Below are 16152 nucleotides of genomic sequence, written 5' to 3'. Positions count from 1 at the left end.
GTCAGGGCAGACAGCCGGATGCGCCATCTGCCCACTTTCTCATCCCTCAGGACCGGCCCTGGCCCTCCTGGCTCAGGGTCTGCTGCTTGGGCTGGGTATCACCAGCACTCAGCCGGGGACGGTCGGCGTCCAACTCGGCCAGCGGCTCGCAGGGTTCCAGGCTGTCCCGGCAGCGCTCGGTCAGGCGCTGATACTCACGGGTGCCCTGCTGCTTCCAGGCCACTTCCTGCTCGCTCAGCTCCCGTTTCACCTTGGCCGGCGCTCCCATCACCAGCGACTGGGGCGGACACTCGAAGCCGGTCTTGACGAAGGCCGCCGCGGCGACGATGGAGCGTGCGCCGATCACGGCGTAGTCCATCACCACGGCGTTCATGCCGACCATGGCATCCTGACCCACCACGCAGCCATGCAGTACGGCGCCATGCCCGATATGGCCATTCTTCTCCACCCGCGTGACACAGCCAGGAAAGCCATGCATCACGCAGGTATCCTGCAGGTTGGCGCCCTCCTCCAGCACCAGCTGGCCGAAGTCGCCGCGCATCACCGCACCGGGCCCCACATAGCAGCCGGGGCCGACGATGACATCGCCGATCAGAACCGCCGTGGGGTGGACATAGGCGGAAGGATGCACCACAGGGGTCACCCCCTCGAGTCGATAGCAGGGCATGGTTCTCTCCCCCCTTAGTTCTGCTGAATAAGCTCGGCTGAATGAGTTCTGCTGAATGAGTTCTGCTGAATGAGTTCTGCTGAATGAGTTCTGCTGAATAAGCTCGGCTGGATCAGGTCGGCTGACCATGGCGGCGGCTCTGCACCACCACGAAGCGGGGCGTCACGAAGGCCTGGTCGCACAGCGAGGCGTTGGCCGCCGGATTGCCTCCGGTCGCATGGAAGTCGCTGAAGGCGGCGGACTGGTTGACCAGGATACCACCGTCCAGATTGAGCGATAGCGGGACCGCCACCTCCATGGCCAGCTCCTCGAACCGCTCGGCGACCTCATCATCGGTGGTATAGGCGCCGAAGGTGATGGCGCCCTGCCCGCCGATCACCTCACCGGCCAGCTCGATGCTGTGCGCGGTGCTGTCGGTGGCGATCAAGAAACCGATCGGGCCGAAGCGCTCCTCGCTGAAGGCGTCGCGCTGGCTGGCATCCACCTTGAGCAGCAGCGGCGTATGGATACGCGCCTCGGGGTACTGGGCATGCTGGCGACGCTCGCTGTCCAGCAGTACCTCGCCCAGGCCGCGACACTCCTCGATGCGAGCGGCGGTGGCCGGGGACTGGATGGCGCCCAGCACGGTACAGGCACGCTCATTATCGGCGAGGAATGCCTCGACGGCCCTGGCCAAGGCACCGGCCACCTCGTCGAAGGAGAGCCAGCCCTCTGCCGTCTGGATACCGCCACGGGGGACGTAGATGGCCTGGGGGGTCGTGCACATCTGGCCGGAGTAGAGGCTCAGGCTGAAGGCCAGGTTCTGGGCCACCGGCTCGATCCGCTCGACGCTGTCGATGATGACGGTGTTGATACCGGCCTTCTCGGTAAAGACCCGGGCCTGGGTGGCGTTGCGCTCCAGCCACTCGCCGAAGGCGCTCGAGCCGGTGAAGTCGATCAGCTTGACGGCCGGATCCAGGGCCAGCGCCTTGGCCACCGGGGCCTCGGCGCTGTCGGGCATCAGGCTCACCAGGCAGGGGTCGAAGCCGGCCTCCTCGAGCACCTCCTGGGCGACGCGCGTGGTCATCGCCAGCGGCAGGATGGCGCCCGGGTGAGGCTTGAGGAGCACCGGGTTGCCGGTGGCCAGGCTGGCGAACAGCCCCGGATAGGTGTTCCAGGTGGGGAAGGTGGAGCAGGCCACCACCAGGGAAATGCCGCGGGGCACGATATGGAAGCGTTTCTCCATCACCAGGGGGTCACGCTTGCCCTGGGGCTTGACCCACCTGGCCGTGGCCGGCACCCCTGACATCGCCTGCCAGGCGTAGGTCACGGCCTCGAGACCGCGATCCTGGGCGTGGGGGCCACCGGCCTGGAAGGCCATCAGCGGCCCCTGGCCGCTGGTGTGGCTCACCGCCTGGGCGATCTCCGGGCTCATGGCATTCAGGCGCGCCAGGATCTCCAGACAGACACCCACTCGCGCCTCGGCGCCGGCGTCGCGCCAGGCGGGCAGCGCCGCCCGCATGGCCGCGATCAGCGCATCCTGCTCGGGCTGGTCGTAGGTCACCCCCAGCTCGAAGCCATAGGGCGAGACCTCACTCCCGACCTGGCCGGCCACGCTCGGGACCTTGAGAGAGAAATGCCGCTTGAGGAGCGCCTCGAAGCGCCCCGGCGCTCCCTTCACCGCCTCTTCCGGATACTGCTTGATGCTCTCCGGGTAGGGCGTCCAGAACTCGCGGGTGGCGATGGCCTCGACGGCCCGGTCGAGGGTCTCGCGATGACGGTCGAACAACTGCTGGGCTTGCTGTGACATGCTGGCTCCTGCGCAGCGGGAGGCTGCATCCGATACGATTTAATCAGATTAAACTACCCATAGCGTAACAAAACATCAAACATCGACCCGCTTCCGGCCGTTTTCAACACTCGACGAAAAATTGAAAATTCTAGATCAATATCAATTAGTTAAATAATAATCCAAGGTCACTTGCGACGAGTTTCGACCATGGTATAACCCCACCCGTTCGACCGCCGTGATTTTGTTGCAAACTACTGAAAATCTTCAGTTTTAACCGCCAAAGGCGCGACAAACGATACACTATATACCAACTCTCCAATTTGATGCGTATCAAAAAAAACCTATACTCGCCCCAGACCAAGACCCGGCCACCCTGTCGCCGCAACGCCACGCCAGAAGCGAGGAGACCATGCCAAACCACCTGATCATCGAAGGGCCCCGGCGCGGAGTGCTGCACATCACCCTGCACCGCCCCGAGGCGCTTAATGCCCTCAATACGGCCCTCCTTGGTGAGCTGGCCGAGACCCTGACCGCCGCCCTGGACGACGCCGAGGTACGCGCCGTGGTGATCAGCGGCAGCCGGCGCGCCTTCGCCGCCGGTGCCGACATCAAGGAAATGGCCGAGCGCGACCTGGTGGGCATGCTGGAAGACCCCCGCCAGCGCCACTGGGCCACCATCGCCCGCTTCAACAAGCCCATCGTCGCCGCGATCAACGGCTTCTGCCTGGGCGGCGGCTGCGAGCTCGCCATGCACGCCGACATCCTGATTGCCGGCGAGGATGCCCGCTTCGGACAGCCCGAGATCAACCTGGGCATCATGCCCGGCGCCGGCGGCACTCAGCGCCTGGTGCGCGCCGTGGGCAAGGCGCTGGCCACCCAGATGGTGCTCACCGGTGAGCCGATCAGTGCCCGTCGCGCCATGGAAGCCGGCCTGGTGAGCGAGATCACCCAGCCCGAGCTGACCGTGGAGCGCGCCCTGGTCGTAGCCGAAACCATCGCCACCAAGGCGCCGCTCGCCGTGCGCCTGGCCCGGGAGGCCCTGCACAAGGCCGAGGACACCGACCTGGCCACCGGCCTGCGCTTCGAGCGCCACGCCTTCACGCTGCTGGCCGGCACCCAGGACCGAGAGGAGGGCATCCGTGCCTTCCAGGAAAAACGCCCCGCCACCTTCAACGGGCAATGACACAGGAAATCGATCATGAGTGAAGCGCCCCTGCTCTATTCCGTGGAAGACGGCGTCGCCCGCATCACGCTGAACCGCCCCGACAACCTCAACAGCTTCAATGCCGAGCTGCACGCCGAGATGCGCCATGCGCTCAAGGCCGCACGTCAGGACAACAGCGTCCGAGCCCTGCTGCTGACCGGCAACGGCCGCGGTTTTTGCGCCGGCCAGGACCTCTCCGACCGCAACGTGGCCCCCGGGGCCGAGGCGCCGGACCTGGGCGAGTCCCTTGAGAAGCGCTACAACCCCATGCTGCGCACCATCAGGGACCTGCCGTTTCCCGTCATCTGTGCGGTGAACGGTGTGGCCGCCGGTGCCGGCGCCAATATCGCCATGGCCTGCGACATCGTGCTGGCGGCCCGCTCGGCCAGTTTCATCCAGGCGTTCTGCAAGATCGGCCTGGTGCCGGACTCCGGCGGCACCTGGAGCCTGCCGCGCCTGGTGGGCATGGCCCGCGCCAAGGGACTGGCCATGCTGGGCGACAAGCTCAGCGCCGAGCAGGCCGAGCAGTGGGGCATGATCTGGAAGGTAGTAGACGACGAGTCCCTGCAGGACGAGGCGCTGACCCTGGCCCGCCACCTGGCCAACCAGCCGACGCGCGGCCTGGCACTGATCAAGCGCGCCCTGCACGCCAGCGCCGACAACACTTTCGATGCCCAGCTCGACCTGGAGCGCGACCTGCAGCGCCTGGCCGGCCGCACCGACGACTATCGCGAGGGCGTGGCCGCCTTCATGGACAAACGCCAGCCCAGCTTCAAGGGGGAGTGACATGCCAGCCCTTGCAACCAGCGACATCATCGCCGTGATCGGCGCCGGCGCCATGGGCGCCGGCATCGCCCAGGTGGCTGCCCAGGCCGGCCACCCGGTGCGTCTCTACGACAACCGCGACGGCGCCGCCCAGGCCGGCATCGACGGCGTGCGCCGCCAACTAGAGAAGCGCGTGGCCAGGGGCAAGATGGCCCAGGAGGAAGTCGAGGCCATCATCGCGAGGATGACGCCGGCCGCCACCCTCGCCGAGCTGGCCGACAGCCGCCTGGTGGTGGAGGCCATCGTCGAGAACCTTCAGGTCAAGCGCGGTGTCTTCGCCGAGCTGGAGGCCCTCTGCGGCCCCGACACCCTGCTGACCAGCAACACCTCATCGCTCTCCATCACCTCCATCGCCGCCGACCTCGAACGCCCCGAACGCGTCGCCGGCCTGCACTTCTTCAACCCGGCGCCGGTGATGAAGCTGGTCGAGGTGATCTCGGGCCTGGCCACCGACAGCGAGGTCGCCGAGACCCTCTATGCCACCGCCGCGGCCTGGGGCAAGGTGCCGGTCCACGCCAGCTCCACGCCGGGTTTCATCGTCAACCGCGTCGCCCGCCCCTTCTACGCCGAGGGGCTGCGCCTGATGCAGGAGGGCGCCGCTACCCCCGCCACCCTGGACGCCCTGCTGCGCCAGGCCGGCGGCTTTCGCATGGGCCCCTTCGAGCTGATGGACCTGATCGGCCATGACGTCAACTATGCCGTGACCCGCTCGGTATTCGATGCCTACTACGGCGATACCCGATTCGAGCCCTCGCTGGTGCAGCAGGCGCTGGTCGAGGCCGGCCGACTGGGCCGCAAGAGTGGCCAGGGCTTCTATGATTATCGAGACGACGCCGAGCCCGACGCACCCGACTTCGCCCCCGCCGTCGAGGCCTCCCTGCCCCCCCTGGTGGCCGAAGGCCAGCTCGGGACCATCGCACCGCTGGTGGCCCGCGCCGAGGCCGCCGGTCTCGAGGTGGTGCGCCGGGAGAGCATCTCGGGCGAAGCACGCCTGCGCCTGGGCGGCCTGACCCTGGCGTTGAGCGACGGCCGCTGCGCCACGGAACGCGCCCGCGATGAAGGCCTCGAGGCCCTGGTGCTCTTCGACCTCTGCCTGGACTACGCGAACGCCGACGCCATCGCCCTGGCGGCGAGCCCCGGCGTCGACGCCGAGGCCCGCACCCAGGCCACGGCGCTCTTCCAGCGCCTGGGGCTGGACGCCGCCTGGCTCACCGACACCCCGGGCCTGGTGGTGCTGCGTAGCGTGGCCATGCTGGCCAACGAGGCCGCCGACGCCGTGCTGCAGGGGGTCTGCAGCGCCGCTGACGGCGACCGGGCCATGCAGGCCGGCCTCAACTACCCCCGCGGGCCGCTGGCCTGGGCCGACGCACTGGGCCTGGCCTTCGTCCACCGCACCCTGAGCCACCTGCAGCAGAGCTACGGCGAGGAGCGCTATCGCGCCTCCTTCCTGCTGCGCCGCAAGGCCCTGGCCGAGGAGCCCTTCCATGTCTGAATCCGAGCTGAGCCCCCAGCAGCTGGCCGAGGCCTGCGCCGACGCCATGTTCTCCCGCGACCATGCCAGCCAGGGGCTGGGCATGCGCATCGAGAGCGTGGCTCCAGGCCGCGCCGTGCTCTCCATGAGCGTACGCGAGGACATGGTGCAGGGGCACGGCAACTGCCACGGCGGCTTCATCTTCGCCCTGGCGGACTCCGCCTTCGCCTTCGCCTGCAATACTTATGACGAGGCCACCGTGGCCTCGGGCTGCAGCATCGATTATCTGGGACCGGGCCAGCTGGGCGACGTGCTGACCGCCACCGCCGAGGAGCGCAGCCGCCGAGGCCGCACCGGCATCTACGACATCACCGTGCGCAACCAGCACGGTCACGAGGTAGCCCTGTTCAGGGGCCGCTCCTACAAGATCCGCGGCACCGTTCGTCGCCAGGAAGAGACTACCGCAGAGGGCCAAGCATGAAAGATGCACTGATCATAGATGCCATTCGCACCCCCATCGGCCGCTACGGCGGCGTACTATCCCCGGTGCGCGCCGACGATCTGGGCGCCGTTCCCATGCGAGCCTTGATGGAACGCAACCCTTCGGTGGATTGGTCCCAGGTGGACGACCTCTTCTACGGCTGCGCCAACCAGGCCGGTGAGGACAACCGCAACGTGGCGCGCATGTCGGCGCTATTGGCAGGCCTCCCCGTGGAAGTGCCGGGCACTACGCTGAACCGCCTGTGCGGTTCCGGCATGGACGCCATCGGCAATGCCGCCCGCACCATCAAGGCCGGCGAGGCGGGCCTGATGATCGCCGGCGGCGTCGAGTCCATGTCCCGCGCCCCCTTCGTGATGAACAAGGCCGAGCAGGCCTTCTCGCGCAGCGCCGAGATCCACGACACCACCATCGGGTGGCGCTTCGTCAATCGCCAGATGAAGGCGCAGTTCGGCATCGACTCCATGCCGGAGACCGCCGAGAACGTTGCCGCTCAGTTCGGGATCTCCCGAGAGGATCAGGACGCCTTCGCCCTGCGCAGCCAGCAGCGCACCGCCGCGGCGATGGAAGCCGGTCGCCTGGCGGAGGAGATCGTTCCCGTCGAAGTGCCGCGCCGCAAGCAGGCACCGCTGGTGGTCGATACCGACGAGCACCCCCGCGCCTCGACCACCCTGGAGCAACTGGCAAAGCTGCCCACCCCCTTCCGTGAAGGCGGCAGCGTTACCGCCGGCAACGCCTCGGGCGTAAACGATGGTGCCTGCGCCCTGCTGCTGGCCTCGCCGGAGCAGGCCGCGCAATTCGGCCTCAAGCCCCGCGCCCGGGTGGTCGGCATGGCCACCGCCGGCGTCGAGCCACGCATCATGGGCTTCGGCCCGGCCCCTGCAACCCGCAAGGTGCTGGCGCAAACCGGCCTGACCCTCGAACAGATGGACGTGATCGAGCTCAACGAGGCCTTCGCCGCCCAGGCACTGGCCGTGACCCGCGACCTCGGCCTCCCCGACGATGCCGAGCACATCAACCCCAACGGCGGCGCCATCGCCCTGGGCCACCCGCTCGGCATGAGCGGCGCCCGCCTGGTGACCACCGCCCTGCACGAGCTGGAACGCCGGCAGGGTCGCTACGCGCTGTGCACCATGTGTATCGGCGTGGGTCAGGGTATCGCCCTGATCATTGAGCGCCTCTGATAGCGCGCATTACAACAACCCCTGCGACCGGAGACGAGATACCATGAACCAGCGCGTAACCCCCATCGACACCGCCAAGCTCGACCACCTGGAGACCGCCAGCATCGACGAGCTGCGCGCCACCCAGCTCAAGCGCCTGCAGTGGAGCCTGAAGCACGCCTACGAGAATGTGCCCCACTACCGGCAGTCCTTCGATCAAGCCGGCGTCCACCCCGAGGATGTCAAAAGCCTCGAGGACCTGGGCAAGCTGCCCTTCACGACTAAAGCCGACCTGCGCAACAACTACCCCTTCGGCATGTATGCCACGCCGATGAGCGAGATCGTGCGCATCCACGCCTCCAGCGGTACCACCGGCCAGCCCACCGTCGTCGGCTACACACAGAACGACATCGACACCTGGGCCGACGTGGTGGCCCGCTCGATCCGCGCTGCCGGCGGCAGCCGTAACGACAAGGTGCATGTGGCCTACGGCTACGGCCTGTTCACCGGTGGCCTGGGCGCCCACTACGGCGCCGAGCGCCTGGGTTGCGCCGTCATCCCCATGTCCGGCGGTCAGACCGAGAAGCAGGTCCAGCTGATCCGAGACTTCGAGCCGGACATCATCATGGTCACCCCCTCCTACATGCTCAATATCGCCGATGAGATGGAGCGGCAGGGCATCGATCCACGTGAACTGCCTCTGCGTACCGGCATCTTCGGTGCAGAGCCCTGGACCAACGATATGCGCCTCTCTCTGGAGAAGCGCCTGGGCATCGATGCCCTGGACATCTATGGCCTCTCCGAGGTGATGGGACCGGGCGTCGGCATGGAGTGTCTGGAGACAAAGGACGGCCCGACCATCTGGGAAGACCACTTCTATCCCGAGATCATCGACCCGGTCAGCGGCGAACTGCTCCCGGACGGCGAATACGGTGAGCTGGTATTCACCACCCTCACCAAGGAGGCGCTGCCGGTCATCCGCTACCGCACCCGCGACCTCACCCGCCTGCTGCCGGGCACCGCGCGCCCCATGCGCCGCATCGACAAGATCACCGGGCGCAGCGACGACATGCTGATCATCCGTGGGGTCAACGTCTTCCCGACCCAGATCGAGGAGCAACTGCTCAAGATCGAGCAGCTCTCCCCCCACTACGAGATCGAAGTAACACGCCAGGGCAACATGGATATGGTGCTTGTGCGGGTCGAGGCGTGCAGCAACGACGTTGCCCGGGACCTGGTGACCTGCGAACAGCTGGGCAAGCAACTGCAGCACGCCATCAAGACCTATGTGGGTATCAGCACCAAGATCGATGTGTGTGGCGTGGAGGAGGTGATGCGCTCGGTGGGCAAGGCGAAGCGCGTCAAGGATCTGCGCTAACCCATTTGGTGACACACCAACTGAAGTATAACATCATTTTCCGTGTCGCTTTTGAAGCCGGTCTGCTATGCTGCGATCAAGCAGCCACGACAGGATCGGCTCAATCCATCACTGGACTGGAGGTGTGACGATGTCCACTGAACAGCAGCTTTCTCGTCAAGAACAGCAGTTTATGGACAAGATCAAGGCGGAAGAGAAGATCGAGCCCAAGGACTGGATGCCCGAGAAATATCGCAAGAACCTGATTCGCCAGATTTCTCAGCACGCCCACTCGGAAGTCATCGGCATGCAGCCCGAAGGCAACTTCCTGACCCGCGCGCCCTCTCTGCGCCGCAAGGCGATCCTGTTATCGAAGATTCAGGACGAGGCGGGGCATGGGCTCTACCTCTACAGTGCCGCGGAAACCCTGGGCATCACCCGTGAGGAGTTGATCGAAGCGCTGCAGAGTGGCCAGGCCAAGTACGCCTCCATCTTCAACTACCCAGCGTTGACCTGGGCCGACATGGGTGCCATCGGCTGGTTGGTCGATGGGGCCGCCATCGTCAACCAGGTCTCCCTGCAGCGCACCTCCTATGGCCCCTATTCACGCGGCATGATTCGCATCTGCAAGGAAGAGAGTTTCCACCAGCGCCAGGGCTACGACATCATGCTCTCCCTGGTCAATGGCAGCCCCGAGCAGAAGGCCATGGCCCAGGACGCCCTGAACCGCTTCTACTGGCCGGCGCTGATGATGTTCGGTCCGCACGACTCCGAGTCGGCACACTCCGCGAAGTCCATGGAGTGGAAAATCAAGCGCGAGACCAACGATGACCTCCGCCAGAAGTTCATCGACCAGACGGCGTCACAGATCGAGTTTCTGGGACTCGAGCATCCCGACAAGGATCTCAAGTGGAACGAAGAGCGCGGTCATTACGACAGCGGCGAGATCGACTGGGAAGAGTTCCAGAACGTCATCAACGGCAATGGCCACTGCAATCGCCAGCGCCTCGAGCACCATATCAAGGCCCATGAAGAAGGGGCCTGGGTGAGGGAAGCCCTCGCTGCCTACAACGCCAAGAAGCAGGCCAACAAGTCTGAAGCCGCCTAAGGAGACAACATCATGCAAGACAATGCCCTGGAACTCTTCGAGGTCTTTATTCGCTCGAAGCGCGGCCTCGATCACAAACATGTCGGAAGCCTGCATTCCGAAGACCATGCCCAGGCGCTGGAGTACGCTCGCGATGTCTATACACGGCGCAGCGAGGGCGTCAGCATCTGGGTGGTCAAGTCATCGGATATCTGCGCGTCTCAGGAAGATGATGCGGAAGATTTCTTCGATCCCAACGACGACAAACCGTATCGGCACGCCACTTATTACGAACTCCCCGATGCCGTCAACAACATGTAACTTCTGAGGAGAACGCGTGATGAGTGACAACATCAAGGCAGCGACGCAGGAATATGCAACCCGCCTGGGCGATGATGCCGTCGTCCTCGGTCACCGTATTTCAGAGTGGGTCAGTCGTGGACCCTTCCTGGAAGAGGACATCGCCTATGCCAACGTGGCGCTGGACTACATTGGCCGCGCTCGCATGTTCTATGGCTATGCGGCGGAGCTGGCCAACGATGGTCGAACGGAAGACGATTTCGCCTACATGCGCGACGACCGCCAGTATCAGAACCTGCTGCTGATGGAGATGCCGCGAGGCGATTTCGCCTACTCTCAGGTTCGGCAACTTTTCATCGATATCTACTACAACCTTCTGCTGCCGGAACTGGTAAATTCCAAGGATGACACCCTGGCAGCCATCGCCGCCAAGGCGATCAAGGAAACCCGCTATCACCTGCGGCGCAGCCGTGACTGGGTGTTGCGCCTGGGTGATGGCACCGAAGAAAGCCATCATCGTGCACAGGCCGCCGTCGACAGCCTCTGGGGCTATACCCATGAGCTGTTCGATATGGACGAGACCGAGAAGCTGCTGGCCGATAACGGCATCGGCGTCGATACCACCCAGCTTCGCGAAGCGTGGCTGAAGCACGTCAGCGCTATCCTCTCGGAAGCCACTCTGAGCGTTCCGGAAGACGGTTGGGCAGTGCGTGGTGGCCGTATCGGTTATCACACCGAGAACCTTGGCCATGTGCTGACAGAAATGCAATTCGTACACCGCTCCTACCCTGGTTGCCAGTGGTAAGCGCAAGGTTGGTAATGGATCATGAGCGAAATCTCGTTGATGCCGGAGGCAGAGTACCACCGGTTACAGCAGCGTAATACTTCCGAAGTAAAAGAGCTCTGGGACTTGCTCGATGACGTCAAGGATCCCGAAATTCCGGCCCTTAGCATCTGGGACCTCGGAATATTGCGCGATATCCATCGCCGGGGTGATCACATCATCGTCACCATCACACCGACGTATTCTGGCTGCCCGGCAATAAACACCATTACCGAAGATATCGAGGCCGCCCTGTACGCCAAGGGATATAAGCATCTCGAGGTAAAGGTAAAACTATCACCGGCCTGGAGCTCCGAGTGGATGTCCTCCGAAGGGCGCCGCAAGCTACGTAATTACGGCATCGCTCCCCCGGAGGATGTCGAGGCCTCCGAGGAGGGCTTGAGCTCCGAATCGCAGGCACTTTGCCCACGCTGCGGCTCGCGTGATACACGGCTCCTCAGTGAATTTGGCTCCACCGCATGCAAGGCGCTGTTTCAGTGCCAGTCATGCAAGGAGACCTTCGATTATTTCAAGACAATATAGGCTACGTGATGTCAGACACGAACTTCTATACGCTGAGAATCGCCGACGTCCAGCCGGAGACGGACACCGCTATCCGCGTGACTTTCGACATTCCCGAGGAGCTGAAGGAAACCTTCGACTTCATTCAGGGGCAGTTCCTGACACTGCGAACCAGGATTGATGGCGAGGAGGTTCGCCGCTCCTACTCCATCTGTTCCGGCGTCAAGGATGGCCATATGCGCGTCGGCATAAAGCGCGTCAAGAATGGTCGCTTCTCCAACTATGCCAATGACCATTTCAAGCGCGGCATGGAAATCGATGTCATGCCGCCACAGGGCAGCTTCTATACCCAGCTGGACGAAAACAATGCCAAGCAGTACATGTGCATTGCCGCAGGCTCCGGGATCACACCGGTCCTTTCGATCGTGAAATCCGTTCTCGACACGGAGCCCAACAGCAAGGTGACGCTGATCTACGGCAACCGCCGCAGCAACTCTGTCATGTTCAAGGATGAGCTGAGCTTCGTAAAGAATCGCCACATGGACCGCTTCCAGTGGCTCAACATCATGAACTACGAAGACCAGGGTGCTGACCTTCTCAACGGCAAGATCGACAACAAGAAGGGCTACGAACTTCAGAAGAGTGGCCTGATTGATATCAAGAACACCGATGAAGCCTTTATCTGCGGCCCCGAGGCCATGATGGCGGAGGTCTCGCATGGCTTTCGCCTCGAGGGCCTGAGCAATGAGCAGATCCATTATGAGCTGTTCGCCAACTCAGCCGCGGACTCCGAGAAGATGCTCGAGAAGGCGCAGCAGCGCATCGCGGAGTATGGCGAGGAGAAGAGCAGCAAGGTGACCGTGGTCGCGGATGGCCGCTCCGTGATGTTCGATCTGGCCACAGTAGGCGAGAACATCCTGGATGCAGGCATCGCCAACGGCATGGACCTTCCCTACTCCTGCAAGGCCGGCGTCTGCTCCACCTGCAAGTGCAAGCTGGTAGTGGGCGAAGTGGACATGGATGTGACCCACGGCCTCGAGAAGCACGAAATCGAGGCGGGCTATGTGCTCAGCTGCCAGGCTCACCCTCTCACCGATGAAGTGACCCTCGACTTCGATCAGCGCTGATGATCGGCTGAGCCACCCTAATCCCTCGATACGCTCACTCCACTCCACGCCACGCTCTGGTCACGGTGACGACGCAAGATCGTCACCGACCTACACTTATTACCGGGAGAACGCCTAATGTCAGTCCTACAGAGTTACATTGCCGGAAAGTGGCTGGGAGAAACGCCAGCCAAGGCACTGCCCAGCGCCATCAACGGTGATACCGTTGCGCATACACATGGGGAAACCATCGACTTCGCTGAAGCCGTAGAATACGCCCGCTCCACCGGGGTGAAGAATCTCCTTGCGCTTGATTTCCAACAGCGCGCCGCCATCCTCAAGGAGTTGGCTGCTTACATACAGGGCCGCAAGGATGAGCTCTACGCGACCTCTTATCACACCGGTTGCACCAAGGCCGACTCCTGGATCGACATCGACGGCGGCTTCGGCACCCTGTTCACCTACGCCTCCACAGGCCGCAAGGAACTGCCTTCCGGGAACGTGGCTCATGAGGGACCAGTCACCCAGCTGGGCAAGGAAAACCACTTCAACGGCACACATATCCTGGTGCCTCGCCGTGGTGTCTCCGTGCACATCAACGCCTTCAACTTTCCCATCTGGGGCATGCTGGAGAAGTTCGCGCCTGCCTTCCTGGCGGGCATGCCATGCATCTTCAAGCCCGCCACGGCCACCAGCTACCTCACCGAGGCCGCTGTGCGCGTCATCAACGATTCGGGCCTGCTTCCCGAAGGCGCCCTGCAGCTGATCATCGGCGGCACCGGCGACCTGCTGGATCGGCTGGAGGAGCAGGATTTCGTCACCTTCACCGGCTCTGCCAGCACCGCCCTGAAGCTCAAGAGCCACCCCAACATCATGGCCAGGAGCATCCCCTTCAACGCCGAGGCGGACTCCCTCAACAGCGCCATCATGGCACCGGATGTCACCCCGGAAGACGACGAGTTCGATATCTTCGCCAAGGAAGTGGCGAAGGAGATGACCGCCAAGGCCGGCCAGAAGTGTACCGCCATACGCCGGGTGCTGGTGCCGGCCGAGCATCTGGACGCCCTGGCTGAACGCCTCAAACAGCGACTGAGCAAGATCGCCTTCGGCAACCCCGCCGCTGACGGCGTCCGCATGGGCGCTCTCGCCTCCCATGAGCAGCTGAGAGACGTCACGGCCGCCATCGATCGCCTGCTGGAAACCAGCGAATGCGCGTACGGCCGAGCCGAAGGCCTGCGCCCCATGGGCGAAGGCGTGGAGAATGGCGCCTTTATCGCGCCTCATCTGCTGGTCAGCCGCAACCCGCTGAACGACGGCGGCGCCCACGACATCGAGGCCTTCGGTCCGGTAGCCACCCTGATGCCCTACAACGGCATCGACGAGGCCCTGGCCATCGCCGCCAAGGGCAAGGGCAGCCTGGTCACCACGCTCACCACCAAGGATCCGGCCATCGCCGCCGAGATGATCCCGGTACTGGCTGCGCAGCACGGTCGCCTGCAGATCCTGAACGCCGAAGCATCAAAGGAATCCACCGGCCACGGCTCCCCGCTGCCCATGCTCAAGCATGGCGGCCCGGGACGCGCCGGGGGCGGCGAAGAACTCGGCGGTATCCGCTCCGTTCACCACTACCTGCAGCGCACTGCCATCCAGGGTTCACCCACCATGGTGGCCGCGGTGACCCGGGAATATGTGCGTGGCGCTACGGTGATCGAGAACGATATCCACCCCTTCCGCCGTCACTTCGACGATCTGCAGGTGGGAGAATCCCTGCTGACCCATCGGCGCACCGTCACCGAGGCTGACATCGTCAACTTCGGCTGCCTCTCCGGCGACCACTTCTACATGCACTTCGACGCCATCGCCGCCAAGGAGACCCAGTTCGGCCAGCGCATCGCCCACGGCTACTTCGTGCTCTCCGCCGCCGCCGGCCTGTTCGTCTATGCCGGCGAAGGCCCCGTACTGGCCAACTACGGCATCGACACCCTGCGTTTCATCACCCCCGTGATCGCCGGCGATACCATCCGTGCTCGCCTGACCTGCAAGCGCAAGATCGACCAGGGCCGAACCTCCCCCGAGGGGCATCCTCAGGGCGTGGTCGTATGGGATGTGGATGTCACCAACCAGAACGACGAGCTGGTAGCCAGCTATGACATCCTGACGCTGGTGGCGAAGCGCCAGTAAACCTGCGCTGCACTCCCCTCCAGGCGGTGGCGCGATACGCCCCGCCTGGAACCCATCACTCGCTTCATCCTTCACTATTCGACGCGCCTGGCAAGCCGCTGCGTTAACCGCTGGCCAGGCAGCGTGTCATACCGCTCATGCCGTCACCGACTCCTTCCCTGCGGCGCCATGCGCCATGAAGCGGCTGGCGTTGGGACAGAAGCCACGGCAAGCCTCGGCATCGGCACCGCGACGCATCGCCTTCCAGCAGTGTCCCACCACCTCGCAGCGGTTGCAGACAGACTCCAGTGACGCCAGATCCTCCTCCGCAATGGCGGCCGGGCCCACCTCGAAGGTCTTCATCATCACCGGCATCAACACCTCGGCGGCCTGGAAGTCGGGTACCCGGCGGTCATCGAGCGTCCTTGCCACTGCCCTTTCCAGCGGCATGCTCAGCGGCTGTTCCAGGTCCTGGGCCAGCTCTTCCAGCGCCTCCGGAGCGTGGCGACGAAGCTCACGAACCACGCGTTCGCCCTGAATATAATCGGCCATTCTTTCCATTTTTGATCTCCTCATTGGGTGTCGCTTACTGCACGCTTTCAGGGTAGCCCAACGAAGAGCACCCTGATTTGACCGAGGTCAAATCAGGGTGCTTATTGATACAAAAAGCATCTATCAGAAAAACAAACCGTGTCGCTTTATGACTCTGGACGCTTCCTAGTAGAGCAAGTCGGGCAGGAAGAGCACGATACCGGGGAGCAGCAGCACCAGCAGGGCGCGGATCGTGCCCGCCACCCAGAACGGCGTCACCCCGCGGAAGATCGTCCCCGTCGCCACATCCGGCAACACCGCCCGCAGCACGAAGACGTTCATCCCCACCGGCGGTGTGATCAGACTGATCTCGATCACGATCACCACCAGGATGCCGAACCACACCAGGTCGTAGCCCAGGCCGGCCACCACCGGGAAGAACACCGGCACCGTCAGCAGCATCATCGACATGCTCTCGAACACGCAGCCCAGCACCACATAGATGGCGATGATCACCAGGATCACCACGAAGGGTGCCACGTTCAGGCCACTGACCAGGGCGAGCAGGTCATTGGGCAGCCCCGCCATATTGATGAAGTTGGCGAAGATCAGTGCCGTCAACACCACCGCAAACAGCATCGCCGTGGTGCGCACCGTGTCCATCAG

16 protein-coding genes are annotated in these 16152 nt (G+C 63.8%); 12 read left to right on the top strand and 4 right to left on the bottom strand.

Annotated elements, in window-relative coordinates:
- Nucleotides 1–46 precede the first annotated feature (46 nt).
- Both paaY and paaN read right to left on the bottom strand, forming a co-directional pair.
- On the bottom strand, nt 47–667 hold the full coding sequence (gene paaY / locus RAN53_RS16085) for a phenylacetic acid degradation protein PaaY (protein WP_305797813.1): 621 nt from the start codon (nt 665–667) through the stop codon (nt 47–49).
- 112 nt (nt 668–779) lie between these two features.
- On the bottom strand, nt 780–2456 hold the full coding sequence (paaN, locus tag RAN53_RS16080) for a phenylacetic acid degradation protein PaaN (protein ID WP_305797812.1): 1677 nt from the start codon (nt 2454–2456) through the stop codon (nt 780–782).
- 391 nt (nt 2457–2847) lie between these two features.
- On the opposite strand from paaN, the gene paaF reads away from it, so the two are divergent.
- The 12 genes from paaF to paaZ all read left to right on the top strand — a co-directional run bounded on the left by paaF (nt 2848) and on the right by paaZ (nt 14976).
- Nucleotides 2848–3621 carry a 2,3-dehydroadipyl-CoA hydratase PaaF gene (gene paaF, locus RAN53_RS16075; RefSeq protein ID WP_305797811.1) on the top strand — a complete coding sequence of 258 codons (774 nt, stop codon included), beginning with the start codon at nt 2848–2850 and terminating at the stop codon, nt 3619–3621.
- Nucleotides 3622–3636: 15 nt separating this feature from the next.
- Nucleotides 3637–4428: a 2-(1,2-epoxy-1,2-dihydrophenyl)acetyl-CoA isomerase PaaG gene (gene paaG / locus RAN53_RS16070; RefSeq protein WP_305797810.1), complete on the top strand. Its 792-nt coding sequence runs from the start codon at nt 3637–3639 to the stop codon at nt 4426–4428.
- 1 nt (nt 4429) lies between these two features.
- Nucleotides 4430–5959: a 3-hydroxyacyl-CoA dehydrogenase PaaH gene (gene paaH / locus RAN53_RS16065; protein WP_305797809.1), complete on the top strand. Its 1530-nt coding sequence runs from the start codon at nt 4430–4432 to the stop codon at nt 5957–5959.
- Nucleotides 5952–6419: a hydroxyphenylacetyl-CoA thioesterase PaaI gene (gene paaI, locus RAN53_RS16060; protein WP_305797808.1), complete on the top strand. Its 468-nt coding sequence runs from the start codon at nt 5952–5954 to the stop codon at nt 6417–6419. The genes paaH and paaI overlap by 8 nt, the downstream gene beginning before the upstream one ends.
- Nucleotides 6416–7621, top strand: a complete 1206-nt coding sequence (gene pcaF / locus RAN53_RS16055) for a 3-oxoadipyl-CoA thiolase (RefSeq protein ID WP_305797807.1) — start codon at nt 6416–6418, stop codon at nt 7619–7621. Before paaI ends, pcaF begins: the two co-directional genes overlap by 4 nt.
- A gap of 43 nt (nt 7622–7664) precedes the next feature.
- A complete protein-coding gene (gene paaK, locus RAN53_RS16050) occupies nt 7665–8978 on the top strand; it encodes a phenylacetate--CoA ligase PaaK (protein ID WP_305797806.1) in 1314 nt (437 codons plus the stop codon).
- Nucleotides 8979–9108: 130 nt separating this feature from the next.
- Nucleotides 9109–10065, top strand: coding sequence for a 1,2-phenylacetyl-CoA epoxidase subunit PaaA (paaA, locus tag RAN53_RS16045; protein WP_414842995.1), 957 nt, complete (start codon nt 9109–9111; stop codon nt 10063–10065).
- A gap of 12 nt (nt 10066–10077) precedes the next feature.
- The gene (gene paaB, locus RAN53_RS16040) at nt 10078–10365 is read left to right on the top strand and encodes a 1,2-phenylacetyl-CoA epoxidase subunit PaaB (protein WP_305797804.1); all 288 of its coding nucleotides are present in this window, start codon (nt 10078–10080) and stop codon (nt 10363–10365) included.
- Nucleotides 10366–10384: 19 nt separating this feature from the next.
- Nucleotides 10385–11149: a 1,2-phenylacetyl-CoA epoxidase subunit PaaC gene (gene paaC / locus RAN53_RS16035; RefSeq protein ID WP_305797803.1), complete on the top strand. Its 765-nt coding sequence runs from the start codon at nt 10385–10387 to the stop codon at nt 11147–11149.
- 21 nt (nt 11150–11170) lie between these two features.
- The gene (gene paaD, locus RAN53_RS16030; protein ID WP_305797802.1) at nt 11171–11710 is read left to right on the top strand and encodes a 1,2-phenylacetyl-CoA epoxidase subunit PaaD; all 540 of its coding nucleotides are present in this window, start codon (nt 11171–11173) and stop codon (nt 11708–11710) included.
- Between the two features lie 8 nt (nt 11711–11718).
- The gene (gene paaE, locus RAN53_RS16025) at nt 11719–12816 is read left to right on the top strand and encodes a 1,2-phenylacetyl-CoA epoxidase subunit PaaE (protein WP_305797801.1); all 1098 of its coding nucleotides are present in this window, start codon (nt 11719–11721) and stop codon (nt 12814–12816) included.
- A gap of 117 nt (nt 12817–12933) precedes the next feature.
- The gene (paaZ, locus tag RAN53_RS16020; RefSeq protein WP_305797800.1) at nt 12934–14976 is read left to right on the top strand and encodes a phenylacetic acid degradation bifunctional protein PaaZ; all 2043 of its coding nucleotides are present in this window, start codon (nt 12934–12936) and stop codon (nt 14974–14976) included.
- Nucleotides 14977–15111: 135 nt separating this feature from the next.
- Here paaZ and RAN53_RS16015 read toward each other — a convergent pair whose 3' ends face one another.
- The gene (locus RAN53_RS16015; protein WP_305797799.1) at nt 15112–15516 is read right to left on the bottom strand and encodes a hypothetical protein; all 405 of its coding nucleotides are present in this window, start codon (nt 15514–15516) and stop codon (nt 15112–15114) included.
- Between the two features lie 156 nt (nt 15517–15672).
- Nucleotides 15673–16152 (bottom strand): TRAP transporter large permease subunit (locus tag RAN53_RS16010; protein ID WP_305797798.1); only part of this gene is annotated, 480 nt, incomplete at its 5' end.

The organism is Halomonas sp. SSL-5, from assembly GCF_030708455.1.
Taxonomy (GTDB): domain Bacteria; phylum Pseudomonadota; class Gammaproteobacteria; order Pseudomonadales; family Halomonadaceae; genus Halomonas.
Note: the sequence above shows the minus strand (reverse complement) of the source record. Positions and strands in the feature narration are given on the sequence as shown.

Excerpts from the sequence above, each read along its gene's own strand:
- paaY (WP_305797813.1), bottom strand. The coding sequence starts at position 667 with ATGCCCTGCTATCGACTCGAGGGGGTGACCCCTGTGGTGCATCCTTCC.
- paaN (WP_305797812.1), bottom strand. The coding sequence starts at position 2,456 with ATGTCACAGCAAGCCCAGCAGTTGTTCGACCGTCATCGCGAGACCCTC.
- paaF (WP_305797811.1), top strand. The coding sequence starts at position 2,848 with ATGCCAAACCACCTGATCATCGAAGGGCCCCGGCGCGGAGTGCTGCAC.
- paaG (WP_305797810.1), top strand. The coding sequence starts at position 3,637 with ATGAGTGAAGCGCCCCTGCTCTATTCCGTGGAAGACGGCGTCGCCCGC.
- paaH (WP_305797809.1), top strand. The coding sequence starts at position 4,430 with ATGCCAGCCCTTGCAACCAGCGACATCATCGCCGTGATCGGCGCCGGC.
- paaI (WP_305797808.1), top strand. The coding sequence starts at position 5,952 with ATGTCTGAATCCGAGCTGAGCCCCCAGCAGCTGGCCGAGGCCTGCGCC.
- pcaF (WP_305797807.1), top strand. The coding sequence starts at position 6,416 with ATGAAAGATGCACTGATCATAGATGCCATTCGCACCCCCATCGGCCGC.
- paaK (WP_305797806.1), top strand. The coding sequence starts at position 7,665 with ATGAACCAGCGCGTAACCCCCATCGACACCGCCAAGCTCGACCACCTG.
- paaA (WP_414842995.1), top strand. The coding sequence starts at position 9,109 with ATGTCCACTGAACAGCAGCTTTCTCGTCAAGAACAGCAGTTTATGGAC.
- paaB (WP_305797804.1), top strand. The coding sequence starts at position 10,078 with ATGCAAGACAATGCCCTGGAACTCTTCGAGGTCTTTATTCGCTCGAAG.
- paaC (WP_305797803.1), top strand. The coding sequence starts at position 10,385 with ATGAGTGACAACATCAAGGCAGCGACGCAGGAATATGCAACCCGCCTG.
- paaD (WP_305797802.1), top strand. The coding sequence starts at position 11,171 with ATGAGCGAAATCTCGTTGATGCCGGAGGCAGAGTACCACCGGTTACAG.
- paaE (WP_305797801.1), top strand. The coding sequence starts at position 11,719 with ATGTCAGACACGAACTTCTATACGCTGAGAATCGCCGACGTCCAGCCG.
- paaZ (WP_305797800.1), top strand. The coding sequence starts at position 12,934 with ATGTCAGTCCTACAGAGTTACATTGCCGGAAAGTGGCTGGGAGAAACG.
- RAN53_RS16015 (WP_305797799.1), bottom strand. The coding sequence starts at position 15,516 with ATGGAAAGAATGGCCGATTATATTCAGGGCGAACGCGTGGTTCGTGAG.